This is a genomic window from Nocardia thraciensis, from assembly GCF_054782435.1.
Genome location: NZ_BAAGSM010000021.1, coordinates 48,020 through 71,142, shown reverse-complemented (window position 1 = coordinate 71,142; position 23,123 = coordinate 48,020). Strand labels below are relative to the sequence as shown.

20 protein-coding genes and 2 pseudogenes are annotated in these 23,123 nt (G+C 69.2%); 15 read left to right on the top strand and 7 right to left on the bottom strand.

The features are described 5' to 3' along the window. Positions 1 to 326 precede the first annotated feature (326 nt). Complete coding sequence (locus ACYVLQ_RS13250; protein ID WP_460697738.1) at positions 327 to 1,325, bottom strand: LysR substrate-binding domain-containing protein; 999 nt, start codon at positions 1,323 to 1,325, stop codon at positions 327 to 329. A 263-nt stretch (positions 1,326 to 1,588) separates the two neighbouring features. Here ACYVLQ_RS13250 and ACYVLQ_RS13245 point away from each other — a divergent pair, with 263 nt between their 5' ends. Further along, a complete protein-coding gene (locus ACYVLQ_RS13245) occupies positions 1,589 to 2,836 on the top strand; it encodes a Glu/Leu/Phe/Val dehydrogenase dimerization domain-containing protein (RefSeq protein ID WP_460697826.1) in 1,248 nt (415 codons plus the stop codon). A 443-nt stretch (positions 2,837 to 3,279) separates the two neighbouring features. On the opposite strand, the gene hrpB is transcribed toward ACYVLQ_RS13245, so the two are convergent. Continuing rightward, positions 3,280 to 5,721, bottom strand: a complete 2,442-nt coding sequence (gene hrpB / locus ACYVLQ_RS13240; protein WP_460697737.1) for an ATP-dependent helicase HrpB — start codon at positions 5,719 to 5,721, stop codon at positions 3,280 to 3,282. 66 nt (positions 5,722 to 5,787) lie between these two features. Further along, positions 5,788 to 6,492, bottom strand: a complete 705-nt coding sequence (locus ACYVLQ_RS13235) for a TetR/AcrR family transcriptional regulator (RefSeq protein ID WP_460697736.1) — start codon at positions 6,490 to 6,492, stop codon at positions 5,788 to 5,790. A gap of 100 nt (positions 6,493 to 6,592) precedes the next feature. Here ACYVLQ_RS13235 and ACYVLQ_RS13230 point away from each other — a divergent pair. The 3 genes and pseudogenes from ACYVLQ_RS13230 to ACYVLQ_RS13220 form a co-directional block, all read left to right on the top strand. Beyond that, a pseudogene (locus tag ACYVLQ_RS13230) lies at positions 6,593 to 6,886 on the top strand (ATP-binding cassette domain-containing protein); the annotation flags it as partial. Positions 6,887 to 6,983: 97 nt separating this feature from the next. Continuing rightward, on the top strand, positions 6,984 to 7,736 hold the full coding sequence (locus tag ACYVLQ_RS13225; protein ID WP_460697735.1) for an ABC transporter permease: 753 nt from the start codon (positions 6,984 to 6,986) through the stop codon (positions 7,734 to 7,736). A gap of 69 nt (positions 7,737 to 7,805) precedes the next feature. Next, positions 7,806 to 8,779 (top strand): annotated as a pseudogene (locus tag ACYVLQ_RS13220) (DUF5996 family protein). A 134-nt stretch (positions 8,780 to 8,913) separates the two neighbouring features. Here ACYVLQ_RS13220 and ACYVLQ_RS13215 read toward each other — a convergent pair. Next, a complete protein-coding gene (locus ACYVLQ_RS13215) occupies positions 8,914 to 10,254 on the bottom strand; it encodes a lipase family protein (RefSeq protein WP_460697734.1) in 1,341 nt (446 codons plus the stop codon). Between the two features lie 248 nt (positions 10,255 to 10,502). Between ACYVLQ_RS13215 and ACYVLQ_RS13210 the strand changes: the two genes are divergently transcribed. The 7 genes from ACYVLQ_RS13210 (at position 10,503) to ACYVLQ_RS13180 (ending at position 17,393) form a co-directional block, all read left to right on the top strand. Further along, positions 10,503 to 11,633, top strand: coding sequence for an alkaline phosphatase PhoX (locus tag ACYVLQ_RS13210; RefSeq protein WP_460697733.1), 1,131 nt, complete (start codon positions 10,503 to 10,505; stop codon positions 11,631 to 11,633). Between the two features lie 64 nt (positions 11,634 to 11,697). Further along, a complete protein-coding gene (locus ACYVLQ_RS13205) occupies positions 11,698 to 13,164 on the top strand; it encodes an aminotransferase class I/II-fold pyridoxal phosphate-dependent enzyme (RefSeq protein ID WP_460697732.1) in 1,467 nt (488 codons plus the stop codon). Positions 13,165 to 13,245: 81 nt separating this feature from the next. Continuing rightward, positions 13,246 to 13,479 (top strand): hypothetical protein, encoded by a 234-nt coding sequence (locus tag ACYVLQ_RS13200; protein WP_460697731.1) that lies wholly within the window; start codon positions 13,246 to 13,248, stop codon positions 13,477 to 13,479. Positions 13,480 to 13,699: 220 nt separating this feature from the next. Continuing rightward, complete coding sequence (locus ACYVLQ_RS13195; protein ID WP_460697730.1) at positions 13,700 to 15,184, top strand: hypothetical protein; 1,485 nt, start codon at positions 13,700 to 13,702, stop codon at positions 15,182 to 15,184. Between the two features lie 94 nt (positions 15,185 to 15,278). Next, positions 15,279 to 15,680, top strand: coding sequence for a FixH family protein (locus ACYVLQ_RS13190; RefSeq protein ID WP_460697729.1), 402 nt, complete (start codon positions 15,279 to 15,281; stop codon positions 15,678 to 15,680). Between the two features lie 43 nt (positions 15,681 to 15,723). After that, positions 15,724 to 16,845, top strand: coding sequence for a hypothetical protein (locus ACYVLQ_RS13185; RefSeq protein ID WP_460697728.1), 1,122 nt, complete (start codon positions 15,724 to 15,726; stop codon positions 16,843 to 16,845). Further along, the gene (locus ACYVLQ_RS13180) at positions 16,845 to 17,393 is read left to right on the top strand and encodes a hypothetical protein (RefSeq protein ID WP_460697825.1); all 549 of its coding nucleotides are present in this window, start codon (positions 16,845 to 16,847) and stop codon (positions 17,391 to 17,393) included. The genes ACYVLQ_RS13185 and ACYVLQ_RS13180 overlap by 1 nt, the downstream gene beginning before the upstream one ends. Positions 17,394 to 17,765: 372 nt before the next feature. Here ACYVLQ_RS13180 and ACYVLQ_RS13175 read toward each other — a convergent pair whose 3' ends face one another. Together ACYVLQ_RS13175 and ACYVLQ_RS13170 are read right to left on the bottom strand one after the other, a co-directional pair. Beyond that, positions 17,766 to 18,305: an LOG family protein gene (locus ACYVLQ_RS13175; RefSeq protein ID WP_460697727.1), complete on the bottom strand. Its 540-nt coding sequence runs from the start codon at positions 18,303 to 18,305 to the stop codon at positions 17,766 to 17,768. Between the two features lie 174 nt (positions 18,306 to 18,479). Continuing rightward, entirely contained in the window at positions 18,480 to 18,671 is a 192-nt protein-coding gene (locus tag ACYVLQ_RS13170) for a hypothetical protein (RefSeq protein ID WP_460697726.1), read from the bottom strand. A 169-nt stretch (positions 18,672 to 18,840) separates the two neighbouring features. Between ACYVLQ_RS13170 and ACYVLQ_RS13165 the strand changes: the two genes are divergently transcribed. The 3 genes from ACYVLQ_RS13165 (at position 18,841) to ACYVLQ_RS13155 (ending at position 20,583) form a co-directional block, all read left to right on the top strand. Continuing rightward, a complete protein-coding gene (locus tag ACYVLQ_RS13165) occupies positions 18,841 to 19,287 on the top strand; it encodes a MarR family winged helix-turn-helix transcriptional regulator (RefSeq protein WP_460697725.1) in 447 nt (148 codons plus the stop codon). 97 nt (positions 19,288 to 19,384) lie between these two features. Beyond that, positions 19,385 to 19,840, top strand: coding sequence for a hypothetical protein (locus tag ACYVLQ_RS13160; protein ID WP_460697724.1), 456 nt, complete (start codon positions 19,385 to 19,387; stop codon positions 19,838 to 19,840). Between the two features lie 11 nt (positions 19,841 to 19,851). After that, positions 19,852 to 20,583, top strand: coding sequence for an HD domain-containing protein (locus ACYVLQ_RS13155; protein WP_460697723.1), 732 nt, complete (start codon positions 19,852 to 19,854; stop codon positions 20,581 to 20,583). Positions 20,584 to 20,614: 31 nt separating this feature from the next. Here ACYVLQ_RS13155 and ACYVLQ_RS13150 read toward each other — a convergent pair whose 3' ends face one another. Then, positions 20,615 to 20,779 (bottom strand): hypothetical protein, encoded by a 165-nt coding sequence (locus ACYVLQ_RS13150; RefSeq protein WP_460697722.1) that lies wholly within the window; start codon positions 20,777 to 20,779, stop codon positions 20,615 to 20,617. Positions 20,780 to 21,209: 430 nt separating this feature from the next. Here ACYVLQ_RS13150 and ACYVLQ_RS13145 point away from each other — a divergent pair, with 430 nt between their 5' ends. Beyond that, the gene (locus ACYVLQ_RS13145; RefSeq protein WP_460697721.1) at positions 21,210 to 22,970 is read left to right on the top strand and encodes a BCCT family transporter; all 1,761 of its coding nucleotides are present in this window, start codon (positions 21,210 to 21,212) and stop codon (positions 22,968 to 22,970) included. The last annotated feature ends 153 nt before the right edge of the window (positions 22,971 to 23,123 follow it).

Sequence of the window (23,123 nt, the reverse complement as noted above, 5' to 3'; positions counted from 1 at the left end):
GCCGCGCAGTCCGCCGCGAGACATGATGATCTTCCCGGTTCATCGTCCACGGGCCCCCGAACGCTACGCCCGCACCCGCGGCCCACTCGCACCGCACTGGCAATTTCAGCCATCCGAAACAGCGACGTCCCATTTGTGCGGATTGTTCGAATCTCTTTTGGCTGCTACAGATTTGCCGATCCGGAGGCCCTGTACCCAGATCATCAGGACGCCTACGCTGAGTCGTCGCGCGAACCGACAGGTCGCCGCCGAACGATCGAGCCCGACACCGGAATCGAGGAACCGACGTGCGAACCGACGGAGATACCTGGGACATCGATGCCCGGTCAGCCCAGCCCCAGTCCCCGATCGGCCATCCCGAGCGGGCCCGGTGCGGGCGGCACGACCTCGACCTCGGTCGGCGCGGATAACGCGATGTCGGCGCCCAGCCCCTTCGCCGCCGCGGCGGTCCGGATCGCGTCCACGACGATCAGCAACGCGGCACGCCGCGCGGTATTGGTGCGGTAGGCCAGCGACACGGTCCGGGTCAGTACGTCGCCGAGTGTGACGATGTCCACACCGGGCGGGCGCAGCGCCAGCCCGAGGTCCGACACCAGCGAGACACCCAGCCCGGCCGCGACCATCGCCATCGCGGTCGCCTGTTCCTCCACCGCGTGGTCGATCCGCGGGGCGAGCCCGACGGATTGGAACGCCAGCCGCGCCGAATGCCCGAAGTGCGACCGGGCGGGCGCGAGTATCCAGGGGTGCTCCGCCAGCTCGGCCAGCGTCACGCTGGCCGCCGGGACCGCACCGGCCGGGACCGCCGCGTAGATCCGTTCGACGGCGATGACCGCGCGCTCCAGGCCGCGATCCCAGGTCGTCGGGTAATTCGAGTAGTCGATGACGAAGGACAGGTCGAGCGCACCGTCGCGAACCGCCGCGGCCGTCGCCTCCGGCGGAAGCTCCTGCGTCCGCACCAGGATGCCCGGGTGGGTGCGCGCGAGGGCGGTCAGCGCGTCCGGTAGCAGGCCGGATGCCACCGAGGCCCATACCCCCGCGGTGAGCTTCGCCGTCACCGATTCACCGGCCTCCTCGAGGGCCTGGGTGGCACGCTCGACCGAGGCGAGAATCTCCTCGGCATGCTCGGCGAGCAGCACTCCGACGTCAGTGAGCTGCACCCGGCGGCCGCGCCGCTCGAACAGCCGGGTGCCGACATCGCGTTCCAGCTGCGCGAGTTGCTGGGAGACTGCCGAGGCGGTGTAGTGCAGCGCGCTCGCGGCCGCCGTGATCGTGCCGCGCCGACGCAGTTCCCGCAACATTCGAAGACGAGGCAGCGACAGATCCATGGCACCGAGCCTAATTGGAGGATGCAAGGCGAAGCTTGCGGAGCCGGGGTGGGACGGGAAGGCGTTGTTCAGGATCGGTGAACACGTCCGTGAAAGAACCGTAAATAGACGCGAAGACAGGTTTAACCGCAGGCTGGTGGCACCGGACGCGAACCACCGACCGGAACGACAGGGACCGGACGGGATCGCGATCGGAGGCGATTCCCTGTGATCGGTGGTGGCCCGGAACGACGACGCAGAGGAGGTAGATCGCCGTGACGACGATGCAGAACCCGGCAGGGGGCACCCCGCAGGTGACCGCGCAGACCGTTCCGACCATCCCCGCGGCCGTTGCCGCCACCCCCGTGATCCGCCGTTCCGAGCCGTATATGCGGCTGCAGTGGAACGACTCCCAGACCGGCGCCGTCGGCTATCTCGTGGTGCACACCCTGCGGGCCGGACTGGCCACCGGCGGCACCCGCATGCGGGCGGGCTGCACGTTGACCGAGGTCGAGGACCTCGCCCGGGGCATGGCCAACAAGACCGCCACCTTCGACCTGCCCATCGGCGGCGCGAAGGGCGGCATCGACTTCGACCCCAAGGATCCGCGCGCCGTCGAGGTGCTGGAGCGCTTCTGCGAGGCGATGCGCCCATGGCTCGACGCGCACTGGGTGACCGCGGAGGACCTGGGGGTCCCGCAGCACCTGATCGACGAGGTCTTCGAGAAGCTCGGCCTGGGCCAGAGCTACCACGCCGCGATCCGCCGCGCCGACGACCCGGCCGCGACGCTGGAACGCGTCCGCAGCGGGCTGAACGCCGCGGTCGAGGGCGGATTCCTGCTGGGCGACGTGATCGGCGGCTATGGCGTCGCGCACGCCTGCCTCGCCGCCGCGGTCTCCTGGGGACAGCCGCCCGCCGAGACGACCGCCGCAATCCAGGGCGTCGGCACCATGGGCGGGGCGGCGGCCTACTACCTGCACGAGGCCGGGATGAAGGTCACGACGGTCGCCGATGCGGCTGGCACCCTCCACTGCGCAGCGGGCCTGGACATCCCGGCCCTGCTGGACCTGCGCGACGGCTACGGCGAGATCGACCGTTCCCGCCTGCCGGAGGGCATCGAGCAGCTGCCGCGCAACGCGGTCCTGTCCGCCGACGTCGACATCCTGGTCCCGGCGGCGATCTCGTACGCGATCACGCCGGACAACTCCTACGACGTCCGCGCCCGCGTCATCGTGGAGGCCGCCAACGCCGCGACCACGCCGGAGGCGGAGGCCATGCTCGCCGCCCGCGGCGTCCCGGTGCTGCCGGACTTCGTCGCCAACGCCGGTGCCGTGGCCTGGGCGTGGTGGCTGCTGCTCGGCGAGGTCGACGACAACCCGGAGAACTCGTTCGACCGGCTCCGCACCGTCATGCACACCAAGGTCGCGCAACTGCTCGCCGTTTGGGGCGAAGAGGGCGTCACACCCCGCGAGACCGGCCACACTTGGGCCGACGGCCCCGCGCCGGCCGCGAGCCCGCTCACCATCCCCTGACCCGGCCCGCGGCCATTCGCCGCTGACCAGCCCCTCCTACGTCCACGTGCACCCGAACGGCGAGCCGGGCGACGGCGTCACCGCCCCCGGCCCCGAGATCACCTTCCACACCGCCGTGCCCGGCCCCGGAACCTACCGGCTGTTCCTGGATTTCAAGCACGGCAACACCGTCCGCACCGCCGCCTTCACCCTCCCACCACCGACGGCCAGCACTGAAACCACCCAGCGGGTAACCGATCCGCCCACTGGGCGACCACATCCCCATCACCCAGCACGCCGATACCCTCGCCAACCCAACGCGCCGACACCCACTTATTCCCAGCGCGCCGACACTCTCCTATTCCCGGCGCGTTCTTGGCCGGGATCCCTTCTCTCGGGGTGGATTCCGGCTGAAGCATGCCGGAATGACGGAGGGGTACAGCCATGGCCTTCTCGAGCCCGGGTCAGGTCGCGTTGCGGGCGGTGCCCCGATGCGCCGGAACGGTCGTGGGGTCTTCGGGCCAGGCGTGTTTGGGATAGCGGCCGCGCAACTCGGCGCGCACCCGCGGCCATCCCGTGCGCCAGAACGACGACAGGTCAGCGGTCACCGCGATGGGCCGCCGGGCGGGGGACAGCAGGTGCAGGACGGGCGATATGCGCCCGTCGGCCAGGCGCGGCGGGTCGGTCCAGCCGAAGATCTCCTGCACCTTCACCGCGAGGACGGGCTGATCCGCGGAGTAGTCCACCCGGACCCGGCTACCGGAGGGCACCGGAATGCGTTCCGGCGCAAGCTCGTCGAATCGCGCGGCCGCGGGCCACGGCAGCAGCCGTCGCAGCGCGTGCCCGGCGTCGACGCGCTCCAGGTCGGCGCGGCGCCGCGCGGTGGCGAGCTCGGGGGCCAGCCAGTCGTCGAGGTTCTCCAGCAGCGCCGCATCGTCCACCGGCGGCCACGGCGCGCCGAGCGTGCGGTGCAGAAAGTCCAGCCGCTGACGCAGCGCGTGGGCCTCGTCGTCCCAGCGGAGCAGGCCGAGTCCGACCATGCCGAGACCCCGGCGTAGCGCGCGATCGACCGCAGCCCGGTCGGGCTCGGGCAGCGGCTTCTCCGACAACACGATCGCGCCGAGCCGCTCCACCCGGCGCGCGACCACATCGCCGTCGATCCAGTCCACCTCGTCGGCACGCGCGAGCAGCGCGGGCGCGGCGCGGCGGGCGAGTTCCTCATCGGCGGTGGCGGCCAAGCGGATTCGCCCCTCGGAACGTCCCGGGTCGCGGGTGGCCACCGCGACCGCCAGCCATTGCGCATCGGCCAGACCGGTACCCGGCGGCAAGGTCACCGCGGTACCTCCCGCCATGAGATAGCTCGCCGAGCCCGGCCCGCGCCGCCGGGCGAGCCGCTCCGGATAGGCCAGCGCGGCGATCAGCGCCGGATCCTCGGAATTCCCAGGGGCGCTACCGGTTTCGCCGACGAGGCGAGCGAGCCGGTCAGCCTCCCGCCGCCAGCGCGCGGGCCGCTCCGATCGCAGGGCACGCAGTGCCGCTATCAGATCGGTACCGGGAGCGAGGGTGTCGTCATCGAGCAGGGCAACCGCCTCGGCGGCCGCACGCGCCCCCACCTCCGCCGCACCGTCGAGCAGTGCGCGGGCCGATCGAGGATGCAATCCCAGCTCGGACATCCGGCGCCCGCGCTCGGTGATTCCGCCCGAAACATCCAGCGCACCAAGCGCCTCCAAGGTCTCGCGACCGGCCGCCAGCGCACCGGACGCGGGCGCGTCCCACCAGGCGAGCCCGCGGCCGTCCGGCGTGCCCCAACACGCCAATTCCAGTGCGAGCCTGGTCAAATCGGCGGTGCGGATCTCCGGCTCCGGATAGGCGGGCAACGTGCTGTGCTCGTGCTCGGGCCAGCACCGCCACACCCGGCCGGGCGCCTCCCGGCCCGCGCGGCCCGCTCGCTGCTCCGCCACCGCCGCCGACACGCGGACCGTGGCCAGGCCCGACATCCCCCGGCGGTGATCGGTACGCGGCACCCGGGCGACACCGGAGTCCACGACGGCGCGCACACCGGGCACGGTCAGGCTGGATTCGGCTACGGCAGTGGACAATACGACCCGTCGCCGCGCGCCCGCGCGGAGCGCGGAGTCCTGCGCGGCGTTGGACAGTCGGCCGTGCAACGGCAGCACATCCACGGCGGTGAGATCGCCGAGTTGCTGTGCCACACGACGGATCTCGGCCGCGCCCGGCAGGAAGACCAGGATATCGCCGGTGGTCTCGGCGAGCGCGGTCCGCACGGCGCGGACCACGTGCGCCTCCATCCGCTCTCCCTTGTTCGGGGCGACGTAGTCGATCCGCACAGGGTGGGTGGTACCACGCACCGCCAGCACGGGCGCGCCGGGACCGAGCAGATCCGCGAGCCGGTCCGCGGCGACCGTGGCCGACGTGGCGAGCACCCGCAGATCCGGCCGCAGGCCCGCGCGGGCATCGAGCAGCAGCGCTAGCAACAGATCGGCATCGAGGTGCCGCTCGTGGCATTCGTCGAGCACGACCGCATCCACACCGGCCAGCTCCGGGTCGCTCTGCAGGCGACGCACCAGCAGGCCGGAGGTGACGACCTCGATCCGGGTCGCCCGCCCCACCCGCCGCTCGCCGCGCACCGAGTAACCGACGGTGCCGCCCACCGGCTCCCCGAGCAGGGCGGCCATCCGCGCGGCGGCGGCACGGGCGGCCAGCCGCCGCGGCTCGGCCACCAGCACCCGCCCCCGAGCGTGCGCGCTCAGCGCGAGCGGTACCAGCGTCGTCTTGCCCGTACCCGGCGGCGCGACCAGCACGGCCGTGCCCCGATCGGCGAGCGCGCCGACCACGTCGCCGAGCACCGCGCGGACGGGAAGATCGGGTAGTTCGGGCAGTGTCATTGCCGACCAGTCTGCAGGTCCCCGACGGTCAGCGGCCAATCCCCTGGCTCGAGATGGCGGCGGCCGTCACTCCTCGCCGTCGATGAAGTGTTCGAAGCCGTCAAGCAGACGGTCCAGGCCGAACGCGAAATCGGCGTCTGCCCAGTGGATGCCCTGACTCTCGAAGGACTGCGCCGCGAAGACCGCCGACAGGGCCGGGAAGCGCCCCGGATCGATGACCCGAGACATCGAGGCGTCGTAGTCCTCTTCGGGACGGCTCTCGATCTCCCGCTTCAGCCGCAGCCGCCCGATCACGTACATCGAAAGGTTCAGCACCAGTTGCAGTTTGAGCGGCTCCGACAGGCGAGTGCCGGAGAAGGCGGACAGCGCGGACTCGAGCCAGGCGGCATTGTTGGGCCCGCGCGGCGCGAACACCGGAATGTCGGTCCACCACGGGTGCGCCGCCGCCTGGTGGAACTCGCTCCACGCCCACTGCTCCAGCGCGGCGCGCCAGGGCGTGCCGGGCGGGATCTGCGGCGCCGGACCTATCGCGCGGTCCATGATCAGCTCGATCAGCATGTCCTTGTTGTCGACGTACCGGTACAGCGACATCGTGGTGAAGCCGAGCCGCTTGGCGACCTTGCTCATCGACAGGCCCGCGAAGCCCTCGTCGTCGGCCACCGCCATCGCCGCGTCGAGCACCTGATCCAGGCTCAATCCGCGCCGCGGTCCCCGGCTCCCCGCCGCGTCGAGACCCCAGAGCAGTTCGACGGTCCTGGGTAGCGCCGCCATCGTGCCTCCGCTTCTCGTCGTGAACCCTTGCGACGATCCTAAAACTGTGTACGCTATACACTTGATATAGCCCATACACAGTTATTGAATCGAGGACTCCATGTCCGCTCCTCCCCAGCCCGCCATCAGCGTCGCCGGGCTGACCAAATCCTTCGCGGACCGGCCGGTGCTGTCCGGCATCGACCTGAATATCGCCCCGGGGACCGTCTTCTCGCTCCTCGGCCCGAACGGCGCCGGCAAGACGACGATGGTGCGCATCCTGACCACCCTGGCCACGGCCGACAGCGGCACGGCCAGGGTGGGCGGCCACGACGTGTCGCGCGCGCCCGGCGCGGTGCGCGAGTGCATCGGCGTGACCGGCCAGTACTCGGCGGTCGACGCTTCGACGACCGGGACATCGTGGTGGACACGCTCACCATCCACACCCCCGACCTCGATGACGTCTTCTTCGCCCTGACCGATCGTCCGGCCGATCGAAAGATGGTGGCACAATGAGTGTTTCGGACTCCGCGGCCATGCTGAGCCGCAACCTCCGCCACACCCTGCGCAGCCCCGACACGATGATCATGACCATCGCGCTGCCGGTCATGATCCTGCTGATGTTCGTCTACGTCTTCGGCGGGGCGATGAATGTCGACGGTCGCTACATCGACTACGTGGTGCCGGGAATCATCCTGCTGTGCGCGGGATTCGGGGCCGCGGCCACCGCACCGGCGATCGCCACCGATCTGACCAACGGCATCATCGACCGGTTCCGCGCCATGGCCGTCTCGCGCTCGTCAGTCTTGACGGGGCATGTTGCCGAGAGCGTGATCCGCAACCTGGTCACCACCGGCATCGTGATCGTCATCGCGGTCGCCCTCGGCTTCCGGCCCACCGCCGACCCGCTGCGGTGGCTGGGCGCGATCGGCGTCATCGCCCTGTTCGTCCTCGCGCTGTCCTGGCTCGCCGTCGCGCTCGGCCTGCTGGCGAGAAATCCGCAGGCCGCCAGCGGGTTCGGCGTGGTGTTCATGTTTCTGCCGTACGTGAGCAGCGCCTTCGTACCGCCGCGGTCGATGCCGGTCGCCCTGCACCGGTTCGCCGAGAACCAGCCGGTCACCCCGGTTATCGAGACCGTGCGCGGGCTGCTCATGGGTACGCCGATCGGCAACAGCGCCGTGCTCGCGGTGGCGTGGTGCGCCGCATTCGCCCTGATCGGCTACCTCGCGGCGGGGGTATTGTTCCGCCGCCGCACGACCCGCTGAGTCGGGACCGCCGGACTCGAGTGCAGCAATTTTGTAGCAATCGCGCGGGCGTGCCCGTACCGTTTGGGTATGACCGACTCTCCCGAGTTGCTGCCCGCGCTGCCGCTGGAGTTCTGGCGGCCCACCAAGGAGACGCTGCACCGGTACGCGCAGATCGTCGGCAAGGTGGCGCTCGCCAAGGGCGTCCGCCGCAATCACTGGTGGCATATGACCTATCGGCTCACCGCACGCGGCTGGACCACCGTGCCCCTAGGAACCGCGCACGACGGTCCCGTATTCACCTGTGCCTTCGACTTTTCGACGATGTGCTGCGGATCGCCACCGACCGGGGAACCGAGGCGAAGATCGACCTGCCCGGACAGTCGGTGGCCACGTTCTACCGGGACGTGCTGGGCGGCCTGTCCGACCTGGGCGTGAATGTGGTTCTCCCCCACCCGCATCCGTTCGATCTCCCGGATGCGCACCGCCCCTTCGAGGACGATACCGAGCACGCCGACTACGACCCGGCGCGGGCGCGCGCGGCGTTCCGGGTGACCAGTCAGGTGGGGCGAATCCTGGAGGAGTTCAGCGCCAGCTACTCCGGGAAGGTCAGCCCGGTCCAATTGTTCTGGCACACCTTCGATCTCGCGGTGCAGCGCTTCTCCGAACGGCACGTCGAACTGTCGGCGGACGTCGACTCGATCACTCGCGAGTCGTATTCGCGCGAGGAGATCAGCGCCGGATTCTGGTTCGGCGACGACAAGGTGCCCGAGCCGACCTTCTACTCCTACGCCGCACCGGAGCCGCCCGGCCTCGCCGACCGGCCGCTGCCCGAGGGCGCGCGCTGGGTGGCGGCGGGGTCCGGGCATTCGGCCTACTACGCCTACGACGCGGCCCGCAGCGCCCCGGACCCGATCCGCGCGGCGCTGGCCTTCTTCCAGTCCGTCTACGCGTCGGCCGCCGAACTCGATGGGTGGGATCTCGCCCGGCTCGCCTGCTGGAACGGCATCACCGATCCCGTACTGGAACACCGGAACCCACGCTGGCCGGAATGGCCCGCGTAGCTACGCGAGGTAGCGGTGGAAGGTGCTCTCGCCCGAGGTGTAGTCCGGCGGGCTGTCGGCCGCACGGAAGCTCGCGGAGACCTCACCCTCGTCGTGGTCGTAGAGGATCTCCGGGTAGTCGGGGAAAGCCGACCTCAGGCCCCCGGGAATCCGGGCGGGAACGGCGACGGATAGTCCAGCTTGAATTTCGGACCCGGCGGCAGGCCGCGCAGGACCGCGCTGAGCCAGGCCACCGCCGGCGGCCAGCCCGCGACCGCGTTGGTGATGTGCTCGGGCACCGGCATGGTGTAATACCGCAGGTCCGCGCCGCGCTGCCAGTAGTCGTTCACCCCTGGCGTCACGATCGTGGTCGGGATGAGCTCGTCCCACACCCCGTTCCACCACAGCAACGGAATATCGGGAATGTGTTTACCGAGGCTCTGGCTCTGCAGCACCCTTTGAATAGCAGGATCTTTCAGCCCCATCGACCCGGGCGCGTAGTAGTCGCTGATCGGCCGGTACATTCCGGTGAGTGCCGCGGAGTACACGCAGCGGCCGTTCAGATCCGCGATGATCTGCTGCCCCTCGGCATTCAGCAGCCGCTTCGGATCGAATTCCTCCGGAAACTCACGCGCCAGCGAGGCCGCGCCGAGCCACATGGTGAAGCTGCTGGTTCCGGTGACACCGGGCCGCGATACGGTGGCGTAATCGGCGATGGCGGCGAGATCCGGTGGCGTGCCGCCGAATGCCGCGCCGAGGATCCGCACGTCGGGCGCGTAACTCTGACGCAGTTCGGCCGCGCGCGCCGTCGCCGACCCACCGCCGGAGAAGCCGTACATGCCGATTCCGGAATCGGTGAGCCCCAGCGATGTGTCGTTTTTCATCGCGCGCAGGCTGTCGAGCACCATCTGACCCTCGTCATAGGTGGCGAAGGTGTTGAACTTGCCGTCGAAGTCGGGAATGTTGAATGCGAAACCCTGCGCGATCCAATACTGCGCCAGCGCAATCTCTTTGAACGTTCCGACCTGCAGCGTATGCGACGGATTGCAGGAGGAGTCGGTGGAGTCGATCGCCTCCTGGAACGAAATCACCGGCCGCGGGCTGCCCACCCACGGAATGCCCGGAACGATGACCGTGGTGGCCGTCGCGATGGGATTGCCGTGCACGTCGTTGGACCGGAACAGCAGCTGCTTGCTGAATACCGGAACCGGGATGCCCAGCAGCCTCGTCTGTACCACCCGGCTGCGAATGATGTCGCCCGGCCGCAAATCCGCCAGATTCTCCGGGTCGGCGTACCAGGGGTCGTTGTCCGGGACCGGAATCGGCAGCGCGTCATAGATATCCGACTCGCGCGGCAACTGCGGCAGCTGATTCTGATCCGGCGGGAACGACGGCGGGAACGCGGGTTCGGCGAAAGCCGCTCCGCTACCGCCGACGACACTCATCAGGACCGCCGCCGCCAGCGGTACCACTCGACGACGCAACGCTGTCATCATCGAAGACACACTCCATTCGCCACCCGTGATGGGGCAGTTTGTCCAGCCGCGACCCCCGTAGCCGCTTGAATGCACAGTACGGCCGCCGATCCCCGCGCAGTATCGGCAGATATTCGACATACCCCGACCCCGGTTGTTCGAGTGCACAAAACGCCCGCACGCCGGGTAGCGCCGTGGGCGCGACTGCACTACTGTCCGCAAGGTCTGCTGGCGGGTGCGGCAATGTCGACACGTTTCGGAGGTGCCCGGTGGATCGTCGAAGTTTCCTGCGAGTCAGCGTTGCCGGCGGTGCGGCCGCCGCCGCGTTCGGCGGTGCGTCGTGGCTGGAGGCCTTCCGGGCCGGAGCCGCGGCCGGTGAATCGCCCTACGGCCCGCTGTCGGGGCCCGACGCCAACGGAGTGTCGTTGCCCGCGGGATTCACCAGCCGGATCGTCGCTCGGTCGGGACAGCCGGTGGAGCGGACCAACTACGTCTGGCACCCCGCGCCGGACGGCGGCGCGTGCTTCGCCGATGGCCCGGGCTGGATCTACGTGTCCAACAGCGAGGTCAGCGGCAGCGGCGGGGTCGGCGCGATCAAGTTCGGCCCGGACGGCGCCGTCCTCGGGGCCCACCGCACCCTGTCGAACACCAATCTCAACTGCGCGGGCGGCGCCACACCGTGGAATACCTGGCTGTCCTGCGAGGAACTCGAGGGCGGCGCGGTGTTCGAAACCGATCCGTGGGGCTTGCGCCCTGCCGTCCGCATGCCCGAGATGGGTCTGTTCACCCACGAGGCGTGCGCCGTGGACCCGGAACGCCGGGTCGTGTACATGACCGAGGACCGTCCCGACGGCCGCTTCTACCGATTCGTCCCCGCAGTCTGGCCCGCACTGGTCGCCGGGCGGCTCGAGGTGCTCGTCGAGAACGATGGGGCCGTCAGTTGGCGCGAGATCCCCGACCGCTCGGGCGCCTCCACGCCGACCCGCCGCCAGGTTCCGGAGTCGAAGGCCTTCAACGGCGGCGAGGGCTGCTATTACGCGGGCGGAACCTGCTGGTTCACCACCAAGGGCGACAATCGGGTCTGGGCGCTCGACGCAGCGAACAACAGGCTGGCCGTCGCCTACGACGGCGACGCGGACCTGTCGGGCGTGGACAACGTGACCGGCGCCGCCAACGGCGATCTGTTCGTCGCCGAGGACGGCGGCGACATGCAGATCTGTCTCATCTCAGGCGGCAACGTCGCCCCGTTCCTGCAGGTGGCAGACTCAGACGGCTCGGAAATCACCGGCCCCGCATTCAACCCCGCGGGCAACCGCCTCTACTTCTCCTCACAGCGCGGCACCACGGGCAACAGCGCGGACGGCATCACCTACGAGGTCACCGGACCCTTCCGGCGCTGAATACACCGGCGATGTTCCCGGTAGCCGCAGGTGTGCCCGGCACGTCAGCGGGTAGCGCCGAAGTATGGATCATTCCCGAGCTCCGCTGATCGATGCCCTTGCCGAGTACCACCGCCTGGGTAGGTACGGCTTCACCCCGCCCGGGCACCGGCAGGGGCGCGGGGTGGACCGGCGGGTGTCGGACGTGCTCGGTCTCGACGCCTTCCGCTCCGACGTGCTGGCCGCTCCCGGGCTCGACGACCGCCTCGCCAGCTCCGGCCATCTCGCCGACGCGGAAGCGTTGATGGCCGATGCTGTCGGGGCCGATCAGGCATTCTTCTCCACCTGCGGCAGTTCGCTGTCGGTGAAGGCGGCGATGATGGCGGTCGCGGGCGGTGACGACGGTGGCCTGCTCGTCGCCCGCGACAGCCACAAGTCCATCGTCGCCGGACTGATCTTCTCCGGCGTGCAGCCGCGCTGGATCACCCCGCGCTGGGATGCCGACCGGCATTTCTCGCATCCGCCGTCGCCGCAGCAGGTGGAGCGGGAGTGGGAGCGGCATCCGGACGCGGCGGGCGCCTTGATCGTAAGCCCGAGTCCGTATGGAACCTGCGCCGACATCCGCGCCATCGCGCGTGTCTGCCATGCCCGGGGCAAGCCGCTCATCGTCGACGAGGCGTGGGGCGCACATCTGCCCTTCCATCCCGAATTACCCACGTGGGCAATGGATGCCGGGGCCGACGTGTGCGTGGTGAGTGTGCACAAGATGGGCGCCGGATTCGAACAGGGCTCGGTGTTCCACCTGCAGGGCGACCTGGTCGACCCGGTACGGCTGCGTGCCAGCGCCGACCTGTTGATGACCACGAGCCCGAACGTGCTGATCTACACCGCGCTCGACGGCTGGCGTCGCCAGATGGTCGAACAGGGCCGCGAACTGCTCGATGCCGCGCTGCGGACGGCCGACCGAACCCGCACCGCGTTGTCGGACATCCCGGATATCCAGGTGCTCGAGGATGTGCTGCTGGGGGCGCAGGCGTCGCACGACCTGGACCGCATGCAGGTCCTCACCGATGTCTCCGCCACCGGCGCCACCGGCTATGCCGCCGCCGACTGGCTGCGCACCCACCGTCGCCTCGACGTCGGGCTCAGCGACCATCGGCGCGTGCTGGCAACCCTGTCGTTCTCCGACGACAAGACGAGCACCGATACCCTCGTCCAAGGGTTGTCCGACTGGCGCGCACAGGTGAAAGACCCGGTGCCGCACGGGATTCGGCTGCCCGCGCCGGAGGAGATCCAGCTCGAGAGCGTGCTTCTGCCACGAGACGCGTTCTTCGGCCCGACCGTGGCGGTACCCGCCGCACAGGCGACGGGGCGGATCGCCGCCGAACAGCTGACGCCGTACCCGCCCGGGATTCCGGCGGTGGTTCCGGGCGAGCGGCTTACCGCCGCCGTCGTGGACTATCTGCGGTCCGGACACGCCGCCGGGATGAACATCCCCGATGCCGCCGACGGCACCCTGCGGACCATCCGGGTGGTGTCGTCGCCCGGCTGACCACGCTTCCAATGTTTCGGACACCACGACCCGGGTAGCGCGAGGACAGAACCCGTCAGCGCGACACGAAGGAGCAGCGTCATGACACAGTCCACCGAATCCGGCCACGTCACCGGCACTCCGGACAAGGACTACAACCTGATCTGGTTCACCGAGGCCTGCCTGAGCAATGCGCTGCGGATGGAGAACTACGCCGACGACGCCGAGCGCTCCGGCGACCGGGAGCTGTCGGAGTTCTTCCGCCGCGCGCAGGCCGAGAGCCGCAAGGGCGCCGAGCAGGGCAAGGACCTACTCCGCCAACGGCTTTCACGGTAGCGGCGTCCCGCCTGGCACCCCCGATCCCTCGAGCAGCACATCACCCAACCCGACAACTCCACCGTCCTCGTCCCCGTACACGGCATAATCGGTGTGGTGTTGTCGCCGTTGACTGTTCGTCTTGCCGCTGTTCGTCGCGAATCCCGTGCTCCCGGGCCTGCGGGACTGGACCGGCAGTCGGCCGTTACGGCATCGGCGTCCGCCCTCAGACCTCACTGACATGCGGGGCGTTCGCGGTGCGGCGGGGGCGATCGGCCTCTGTCTGCTCGGCGCACTGCTGCTCGGCGGTCCGGACGCACGCGCCGACGGTGGTCCGGCGGGCGCGGATCTCGCGGTCGCGCAGTCCCTGGGCGACCGCGAGCTGACCGTGATCATGCGCCGGGTCGAACCCGTGCCCGGCCCGCTGCGCGTCGATATCGTCACCCACGCCGGGACCCGTCCGGGCACGCTGGCGCTCAACGCGTTTCCCGTCGACCGGGCCGGTTCGGGCTCGTCGGCCACGGTGGATCTCACCGATCGCGCCGGTTCCCATCCGGTGAATCTGCGGGTGGACCATGCCGGTCCGTGGGAACTCACCGTCGGCGACGGCGAGCGGGTCGCTCGAATTCCGTTCCTCGTCGTGGCGCCGGTGATCACGCCGTGGGAGCGGGCCGCCTACGGCGGATTCGTCGCGGCGGGCGCATTGTTGCTGGTCTCGGTGGGTACCGCGCTGATCTCGCGACGCGGCTGGCCGACGCTGCTGCCCGCCGGCGCGATGGTCGCGGCACTGGCGGTCGGCGTCACGGGCGCCGTGCTGTCGGGCGGCGCCCCGGCGCCCCGGCCCGCGGGCAGCCTGCTCGATCCCACCTCGGACAGCATCGACGACCCGTTTCCCGAGCGCGATCTGCCCACGACCACGAATTACTCACGCCCGCCGGTCAATCTGGCATTGCACACGGGAGAGGCGACCGATGCGAGCCACCCGACCGAACTCACGCTGGCCCTGATCGACAGCGCGACCGGCCGCCCCGTCGACGATCTACTCGCCGTCGACGACGCGCTGATGCATCTGATGGTCGTCGGCCCGTCCGGACAACTGTGGCACCGGCATCCGATCCGCACCGCCCCCGGCAGCTACCAGGTCCGCCTACACCTCCCTCAGCCCGGTGACTACGCGATCGCCGCCGAGATCGGCAGGCGCGGCGGCGGGATACAGCTGCTGCGCTCGGCCATTCGCGTCGCCGGTGCGCCCTCCCCGTCCGACCCGCGGCTACCTGCTGCCCGAAACCCTGGCGACGCAGCTGCGCGCGCCACGGATCCCTCGATGCCCGGCATCGTGCCGACCGAACCCTCCCTTACCGCGACCGAACTGGTCTCGGGAGCTCCGAGCACCCTCACCGCCCACTTCGGCGGCAACGCGGATCTGCAGCCGTGGCTGGGCATGGCGGGCCACCTCATTGCCGTCGGGCCGCTGCCGGAGGGACCGTCCGCCGGAACGGCCGCCGTCACCGCGCCGGTCTGGGCACACGTCCACGCCATGCCGCCGATGCTCGGTCCGGGAGCGCAGGCGCCCGATGAGACGGTCGCGGCCTACGGCCCGGACGTCGCGTTCACCTACACCTTCCCGCTGCCCGGCCGGTACTTGGTCTGGGCGCAGGCCGAGCGGGGTTACTCGGTGCTGACCGTCCCCGCCGTTGTAGACGTGAAAGCCGAGGTGCCGCAATGACCCCCGCGATCGAGGTGGCCGCGAGGCCGACGAACCCGCCGGATCCCGGCGAAGGGCGTTCCGCTGCGATGCCCCGCCGAACCGGAGGTGCGCGATGAACCGGCGCGATGTGCTCGTCTTCGTGGCGTTCGCCGTCGTCATAGCCGGGCTCGCGGCGTGGCTGTGGTGGCCGGACGACGATGACGAGCAAGCGACGCGAATCCCGGCCGGTCCCTACCTCGTTCGGTTGACCGGGCCGTTGCGGGTGGGCGCCAACACGATCGAGCTCGACATCACCGACCGCCAGGAGAATCCCGCCGCGCCGACCCGGGTGCTGGTGGAGCCCGCCATGCCGCAGATGGGCCATGCCGTACCCCCGGCCCCGGCCGAGGCCACCGCGCCGGGCCGCTATCGCGCCGCCGTAAACCTGCCCATGTCCGGGCAGTGGGAGATCACCGTCGATGTGTCGGGCCCGCCGGGGACCGGCGCCGCCACCTTCTCCGTCGGTGCGACGTGACCGCCGCGCGAGGGGAACATCGAGAGGAACCAGGAGCAGCCCAATGGATTTGACCGCCTCACCCCCGACCGTCGCCACCGCGACGGCCGACCGCACCGGCGCCGTTCGGCCCTGGGTACCCGCATCGATCCTGTTGCTCGCCGCCATCACCTGGGCCGTCGGCGCTACCTGGGATATCCAGTGGCACAGCGATGTCGGCCCGGACACCTTCTTCACGGTGCCGCACCTGTTCATCTACGCCAGCGCGGCCATCTCCGGATTCACCGGTCTCACGGTCATTCTCGCCACCACCTCCGCCGGACGGCGCGGCCGCTCGGTGGATCGGGCTCTCGGCGGGCCGGGGATCGGCGTCTTCGGCCGCACCTTCACCGCCCCGCTCGGCTATCTGGTCACGAGCCTGGGCGCGGCGTCGTTCCTGCTGTACGGGCTGTGGGATCTGTGGTGGCACACCCTCTACGGCTTCGACGCGGTGATCGACTCGCCGCCGCACATCGGGCTGTTCCTGTCCAGCACCGTCACCTCGGTGGGCACGGTCATCGTCTTCGCCGCCGCCCGCGACCACCTGTGGGGATGGCTCGGCACCCTGTTGTGCCTCGGGCATCTGGTGACCTCGAGCGTGATCACGGCACTGGCCGTACAACAGCTGTCGACCGGCACGGTCCGATGGACCACCGCGGTCACCGCCTTCATCGTCGTGATGCTGGTGCTGACCGGGGCCGGGTTCCGGCGTTGGGGCGCAACGTTAGTGGCCGGTACCGCGGCCGCGATGCAGGGGGTGTTCTGGTGGTTCGCGCCGTGGGCCGCGCAGACTTACGCGCAGGCCGTGGGCCTGCCGATGCGTGAGAACAACGAGATCGTTCCGTCCACACCGGCCCTGATCCCGCTGTGCCTGCTCCCGGTCGGCGTCGTGGTCGACCTGCTGCTGCGGCGCACCGGCCGCGCCTCGCGGCTCGTCCCCACGCTGGCCGGTGGGCTCGGCGGCCTGGTCATCGCGGTCTGCGCGCCGTGGCAGAGCGCCCTCATCTACGACAGGGGGCTGCCTGCCGCGACCGTCATCGTCGCCACCACGATCGCCGGTGCGGTGCTCGGCGCCGCCGGTGGGTTCCTGGGCTGGCGGTTCGGGGTCATGCTGCGCCTCACCGCATCGGAAGGAGCACGCGCGTGATCACCAGAGCGCTGTCCGCGGCCGCCACGCTGCTCATCGTCCTCGGGCTGACGGCCATCCCCGCCGGGACCGCCGGCGCGTACGAACCGGTGAACATCGCGCACACCGAACGGGCGCAGGCCGGGCCTTACGGCATCACCGTCGGGTTCAGCGAATGGCCGCTGCACGCCCTGCAATCGCTGGACTTCACGTTCCTGCCCGACGGCGGTATCGACGGTAAGTCCGGCAACCTCGTCGAAACCCAGCCCAACGGGCGCACGTACCGGCCCGAGCCGCTGTCCCGGCATCCCCGCAAGCGCGAGGTCTGGGGACTGGACGTCAGATCCCTTGACCAGGAAGGGAACTGGACCTTCCGTTTCGAGATCGACGGACCCCAGGGCCACGGCGTCGGCGAACTGCGCAACCTCGCGGTACTCGAACAACCCGGCCCCCCACTGTCCCTGAGCTGGACCCTGAGCGCCCTCCCCCTGGTAGCCCTCATCGGCTTCCTCGGCTACGTATGGCGCCGCACCCGCCGGAACGACCGAGAGCCGGTAGCGGCGGCGTGATCCCGACCAAAAACACGCCGGGAAATGAAGTGGTCGGCACGCTGGGAAATAGAGGGGAACGGCGCGCCAGGAAATGGCAGGGGCCGGCACGCCGGGACATGGCAGGGATCGGCGCGCCAGGAAATGGCGGGGGGCGGCACGCCGGGACATGGTAGGGGCCGGCACGCCAGGAAATGGCAGGGGCCGGCACGCCGGAAATGAAGTGGTCGGCACGCTGGAGGATAGAAGGGGGGCAGGACGCCGGAGAATGAGTGGGTCGGCACGCCGGGAAATGGTGGGCCCGGCGCGCCGGAACAGGTGGGCCGACATGTTTTGGCCGTCGCCTCATTTCCGGGGCACCTGGCGCTCGAGTCATTTCGGCGCGTAGGCCGGTCAGCGTGCTCCTGCCGCGCTCTCCAGATAGGCCATTGCCGCGGCGCCGTCGGGGGCGAAGTACACCAGTTGGTCCAGGGGAATCGGCAGGAATCCCTCGGCGTCCATTCGCTCGAATTGCTGCCGCAGCCCGTCGTAGAACCCGGCGGTGTTCAGCACGACGACCGGCTTATGGTGCAGCCCATGCTTTTTCAGCTCCAGGATGTCGGTGGCCTCGTCCAGGGTTCCGGTTCCGCCGACCATCACGACCACCCCGTCCGCCCGGGCCAGCAACTGCGCCTTCCGCTCGGCCAGGTCGGCCGCGACGATCATCTCGTCGGCATTCACCCGAGCCTTGTCGGCCAGGAACTCCACGGACACTCCCACCAACCGGCCGCGACTGTCCTGCACCGCGTCGGCCACCACCTTCATCAGCCCGACATCCGAGCCGCCCCAGATCAGCGTGTGCCCGCCCTTGCCGATCAGTTCCGCGAACTCACGCGCCGGGCCGGTGTAGCGCTCGTCGAGATCGGCGGCCGACAGAAAGACACAGATGTTCATGCGGCCACTGTATAAACGCATCCCGGCTCCGCGACCGCCCGGACCGCTCGCCGAGGGATTGCACATTCGATAACCAAGAGCGAGATCCGTTCAGCGGCAAGATCGTCACCGGCGAGGAGATCATCCAGGAATGGCTGTACCCCTTGGGCGTTCCGGAAGGCACAGGGGCCCTGCCTACTTCACCCCGATCGACTTACCGAAGAACGATGCAACCGTCTCACCGAATTTGGCGGCCAGCAACTGGAATCCGTTGGGATCCAGGGCAAGCCCGCCCGCGTCACCGATGCGGCCAGCCCTGCCGCGCCGAAACGCCGTCGAGCCGGTCGCGTATCCACAGCAGCGCCGGGCACTCCCGAGCTGGTCCATATTCTCGTCGAGAACTTGGCGAACTCGGAATACTCACGCGAGACCCCTTGCACGGCACCCAGTATCAGCGCGGCGGTGGCCTGCCCGTCGGCCACGTTCAGCATCACACCCAGATCCGCCGGTACCCACCCTCGGCGGCACCGGCCCGACGATGCGGGAAACTGGAACGATGTCCGCCGACGAAGGCCGCTCCGAACCGCCCGTGACCAGTGCCTCGATCCTCGTGCTGACGATCGCGCGAAAGGTCGAGGCCGAACTCGGCGCCGCCCTCGCACCGCTGGACCTCACCGTCGGCCGACTCGGACTGCTCGGCCATATCTCGGGTGTTCCCGGGGCGTCGTTCAGCGATCTGGCGCGCATGTCGAGCATCAGCGTGCAGAGTGTGCACACCGCGGTGAAGGCGCTGGTGAACGCGGGCCTGGTGCGCGACCGCACGGCCCGCGCCGGATCGGCGTCGACGATCGAGCTCACGCCGAAGGGCGCGCGGCTGCTGCGGTCGGCCAAGCAGGCGGTCGCCGAGGTGGACGCGAAACTGTTCGGCCCGGAATCCGATCCGATTCTGCGCCAGGTAGGCGCGGCCCTGCTCGCCGCATTCTCCGGGGAAACCGCTTCCTGACCTTCACTTTTCGATGACGGGGTGACCTTTCGCACAGCCTTCAACTTTATTGAAGCTCAATGCTAAGCTTCAGCCACCCTGAAAGGTGGAGGAGTTCATGGAGACTGTGCTGTTGTCGATCCACGTGCTGGCGGGCATCGTCTTCGTGGGCGGTTCCGCCGTCGCCGCGAGCCTGTTCCCGCGCTACGCCCCGATGGCCCCAGCGGTCGGCGCGGCCCCGGAACCGGAGCCTTCGGACCGCAATCCGGCGGTCGCGGCGGCCATGCACCGCATCACGCGCGGTTACGCGGTCCTGGCGCTCGTCGTGCCCGCCGTCGGAATCGTGCTGGCGACCGTCCAGGGGCGGATGGGCGAAATCTGGATCACCGCGGCCATGATCCTGACCGCCGTCGCGGGCGCCCTGCTCGTTCAGATCGCCCCGATGCAACGAGAGGCGCTGGAGCGCCCCGACGACGGCCGCCGCCTGCGCACCCTGAGCATGCTCGCCGGAATCTACAACCTGCTGTGGGCGGTGGTCGTAGTGCTCATGATCGTCCGACCGGGCGCACACTGAGGGAGATTCGAATGTCTGTATCTCGCCGCACAATGGTCGGCGCCGGACTCGCCGGGAGCGCCCTGGCGCTCACCGGATTCCCGGCCGCCGCCCAGGGCAATCCGCTCACCCTGCCCGCGACTCCCCTTGCCGCCGAGGCACATCGGCTGATCACGGCCGAACAGGAACCGTATCTGCGCAACCACTCCATCCGGGGCTACCTGTTCGGCCTCGCGGCCGCCCGTGCCCAGGGCCTGCGCCCGGGCGCGGATTTCGACGACGAAAACATGTTCCTCATCTGTGCCCTGCACGATATGGGTCTGACCGAGACCGCCAACGGCGAGCAGAGATTCGAGGTCGACGGCGCCGATTACGCGGCGCGGTTCCTGGAAGAGCACGGTGTGCGCGACAACCGGGTCGACGTGATCTGGGATGCCATCGCCGCCCACACCACCGGCCTCAGCAGCTCCCCGGTCTACCGTCGGCGCCGTCCCGCCGAGATCTGGATTGCCGTGGAGGGCATCGGAATCGACATCGGAGCGAGCCCCGACGCCCTGCCGCCGGGCTATGCCGACCGGGTGCACGCGGCCTACCCGCGCCTGGGCGGCAGCCGCGCACTGAGCGACGCCGTCGAAGCCCAAGCCCTCGCCAAACCCCAGAAAGCCGTACCGGGTTCCCTGACAGCCGAAATCGTCCGCCAACGCCACCCGCACCTCGTCCCCTCCTGGGACCAGATCCTCGCCAGCAGCGGCTGGAACGACTGAACCCGACAGGGCGACAGCGGGCGGTCGGGACTCAGGCGCTCCGCTGCGCGGCGGGAGTCATTGCGCCCAAACGGTTCTCGCGCAGGCGCGCCAGCACCTCCGGCGGCGATCGGCGCACATAGCGGGCCGAGCGCGTCGGCAGCAGTACGCCGCCGCCGATGCCCAGCGCCGCGCCGGGGAGCTCCCCCGCGATCATGGTGACACATCCGCTAAATTCCCTGGAACACGCTGCGGCAAACGCGATCACGGCATTACTCCCCGACCGATCCCTTGCCACGGATCGCAATTCCGGATTCTCCGCACCCAGCTCTCCGCGAGACCGCGAAATCACGTCAGCGTCGAAACTACTCCCGAACGCCACCGGCAGGTTGCGGAAGCGGAAGCGAACCTCGGCAAACGAGCGTGAGAATACTGGTTTTCACTGGTAGGTCAGGCCTTTGCGGCACCCCGGACACACCGGCGCGTACGGTAGCTACAGCCGAATCCCACCAGCGTAGTGGGGGTGCGCGGCCATCTGAAACGGTGGTACCGGCTGCACGACCACCCCGCACGCTGTACGGTTGCTCAAACCAGTAATGGGGGCTTCATGCAGGCCTGCGCCCATACTCTGAAAGGACTCGGATCTGATGTCGATAGACACCGGCCGCAAATCCGACGGATCAGATGACAGCACCGAGGATTCGCTCGGAAAGCCGCCGACCAAACTCGGTTTGGACCGGTGGGTTTTCGGCATCACGGCGATCGGCTCATTGGCGTTCGTCGCCTGGGGCATCCTCAACCAGACGGGCCTCGCGTCCGCCTCGTCGGATGCGCAATCCTGGGTCATCACCAATACCGGTTGGCTATTCGTCCTGATCGCGTCGGCCTTCGTCGTCTTCGTTCTGTGGATGGCCGCCAGCCGCTACGGCAAGATCCCCCTCGGCCACGACGACGAGGTGCCGGAGTTCAAGACCGTCTCCTGGATCGCGATGATGTTCAGCGCGGGCATGGGTATCGGCCTGATGTTCTGGGGCGTCGCCGAACCGCTGACGCACTTCGTGAAGCCGCCGCCGGGCACCGCCGACCCGCAGACCGATCAGGCCGCGGAAACGGCGATGGCGCAGACGCTGTTCCACTGGACGCTGCACCCGTGGGCGATCTACGCCGTGGCAGGCCTGGCCATCGCGTACGGCACCTTCCGCAAGGGCCGCTCGCAGCTGATCTCGGCGGTGTTCCGCCCGATTCTCGGCCGCTACTCCACGGGCTGGGGCGGCAAGGCGATCGACATGATGGCGATCTTCGCGACGCTGTTCGGCTCGGCCGCCTCGCTGGGCCTGGGCGCGCTGCAGATCGGCGCGGGCATGGAGTTCAACGGCTGGGTCGACTCGGTCGGCAAGGTCAGCCTGGTTCTCATCATCACCGCCCTCACCATCGCGTTCATCTTCTCCGCGATCTCCGGTATCGACCGCGGCATCCAGTGGCTGTCGAACATCAACATGGTGCTCGCGCTGATCATCGCGCTGTTCGTGTTCGTGCTCGGCCCGACGCTGTTCATGCTCAACTTCCTGCCGACCGCGCTCGGCGACTACATCGCCAAGCTGCCCTCGATGGCCTCGCGCACCGCGGTCAGTGGCGGCGAGGCCGAAAAGGCGTGGCTGTCGAGCTGGACGATCTTCTACTGGGCGTGGTGGATCTCGTGGACCCCGTTCGTCGGCATGTTCATCGCGCGCATCAGCCGCGGCCGCACCATCCGGCAGTTCGTGACCGGCGTGCTGCTGGTGCCCAGCCTGGTGAGCCTGGTGTGGTTCGTGATCTTCGGCGGCGCGGGCGTCTTCCAGCAGCGCGAGACCGGCGACCTGACCGAGGCGAACGGCTCGGTCGACTCCAACAACGCACTGTTCCGCCTGCTCGATCATTACCCGATCGCGTCGTTCACGGCCGCGCTGGTGATGATCCTGGTCGCGATCTTCTTCGTCTCGGGCGCCGACGCCGCATCGATCGTGATGGGCACGCTGTCGGAGAAAGGCAGCCTGGAACCGTCCAAGGTGACCGTGACCTTCTGGGGTGCGGCCACCGGCGCCGTCGCCGCGATCATGCTCGTCATCGCCGATCCGAAGGACCTCGATGGCGCCTTGAACGGCTTACAGGCCCTGACGACGGTGGTCTCACTACCGTTCGCGATCGTCATGGGCCTGATGTGCGTGGCACTGTACAAGGACGTCCGCTCCGACCCGATAATCCTGCGCGAACAACACGGCGCACTACTGATCGAAAACGCCGTCCTACAGGGCACCGAACAGCACGACACCGAATTCGGCCTGGTCACCGAGGCAGTAGAAGTAGTCGAGGTAAAAGTAGTCGAGGTGGAAGACCCTCCCACCGACCCCGAAAAACCAAAGGCGGACTAACCCAGCCACCATCACCCCACGACCCAGCGGCCCAACCCACCACCGCTACCCACGGCTCAGCCCACCTCCTCAACCCCACAGCTCAGCCCACCACTTCAACCCCACAACTCAGCCCACCACCTCAACCCACGCCTCAACCCACCACCTCAACCC

Bases quoted from the DNA above. Each gene is read 5' to 3' on its own strand.
- ACYVLQ_RS13250 (WP_460697738.1), bottom strand. From the start codon at position 1,325: ATGGATCTGTCGCTGCCTCGTCTTCGAATGTTGCGGGAACTGCGTCGG.
- ACYVLQ_RS13245 (WP_460697826.1), top strand. From the start codon at position 1,589: ATGCAGAACCCGGCAGGGGGCACCCCGCAGGTGACCGCGCAGACCGTT.
- hrpB (WP_460697737.1), bottom strand. From the start codon at position 5,721: ATGACACTGCCCGAACTACCCGATCTTCCCGTCCGCGCGGTGCTCGGC.
- ACYVLQ_RS13235 (WP_460697736.1), bottom strand. From the start codon at position 6,492: ATGGCGGCGCTACCCAGGACCGTCGAACTGCTCTGGGGTCTCGACGCG.
- ACYVLQ_RS13225 (WP_460697735.1), top strand. From the start codon at position 6,984: ATGAGTGTTTCGGACTCCGCGGCCATGCTGAGCCGCAACCTCCGCCAC.
- ACYVLQ_RS13215 (WP_460697734.1), bottom strand. From the start codon at position 10,254: ATGATGACAGCGTTGCGTCGTCGAGTGGTACCGCTGGCGGCGGCGGTC.
- ACYVLQ_RS13205 (WP_460697732.1), top strand. From the start codon at position 11,698: ATGGATCATTCCCGAGCTCCGCTGATCGATGCCCTTGCCGAGTACCAC.
- ACYVLQ_RS13200 (WP_460697731.1), top strand. From the start codon at position 13,246: ATGACACAGTCCACCGAATCCGGCCACGTCACCGGCACTCCGGACAAG.
- ACYVLQ_RS13195 (WP_460697730.1), top strand. From the start codon at position 13,700: ATGCGGGGCGTTCGCGGTGCGGCGGGGGCGATCGGCCTCTGTCTGCTC.
- ACYVLQ_RS13190 (WP_460697729.1), top strand. From the start codon at position 15,279: ATGAACCGGCGCGATGTGCTCGTCTTCGTGGCGTTCGCCGTCGTCATA.
- ACYVLQ_RS13185 (WP_460697728.1), top strand. From the start codon at position 15,724: ATGGATTTGACCGCCTCACCCCCGACCGTCGCCACCGCGACGGCCGAC.
- ACYVLQ_RS13175 (WP_460697727.1), bottom strand. From the start codon at position 18,305: ATGAACATCTGTGTCTTTCTGTCGGCCGCCGATCTCGACGAGCGCTAC.
- ACYVLQ_RS13170 (WP_460697726.1), bottom strand. From the start codon at position 18,671: ATGGACCAGCTCGGGAGTGCCCGGCGCTGCTGTGGATACGCGACCGGC.
- ACYVLQ_RS13165 (WP_460697725.1), top strand. From the start codon at position 18,841: ATGTCCGCCGACGAAGGCCGCTCCGAACCGCCCGTGACCAGTGCCTCG.
- ACYVLQ_RS13160 (WP_460697724.1), top strand. From the start codon at position 19,385: ATGGAGACTGTGCTGTTGTCGATCCACGTGCTGGCGGGCATCGTCTTC.
- ACYVLQ_RS13155 (WP_460697723.1), top strand. From the start codon at position 19,852: ATGTCTGTATCTCGCCGCACAATGGTCGGCGCCGGACTCGCCGGGAGC.
- ACYVLQ_RS13150 (WP_460697722.1), bottom strand. From the start codon at position 20,779: ATGATCGCGGGGGAGCTCCCCGGCGCGGCGCTGGGCATCGGCGGCGGC.
- ACYVLQ_RS13145 (WP_460697721.1), top strand. From the start codon at position 21,210: ATGTCGATAGACACCGGCCGCAAATCCGACGGATCAGATGACAGCACC.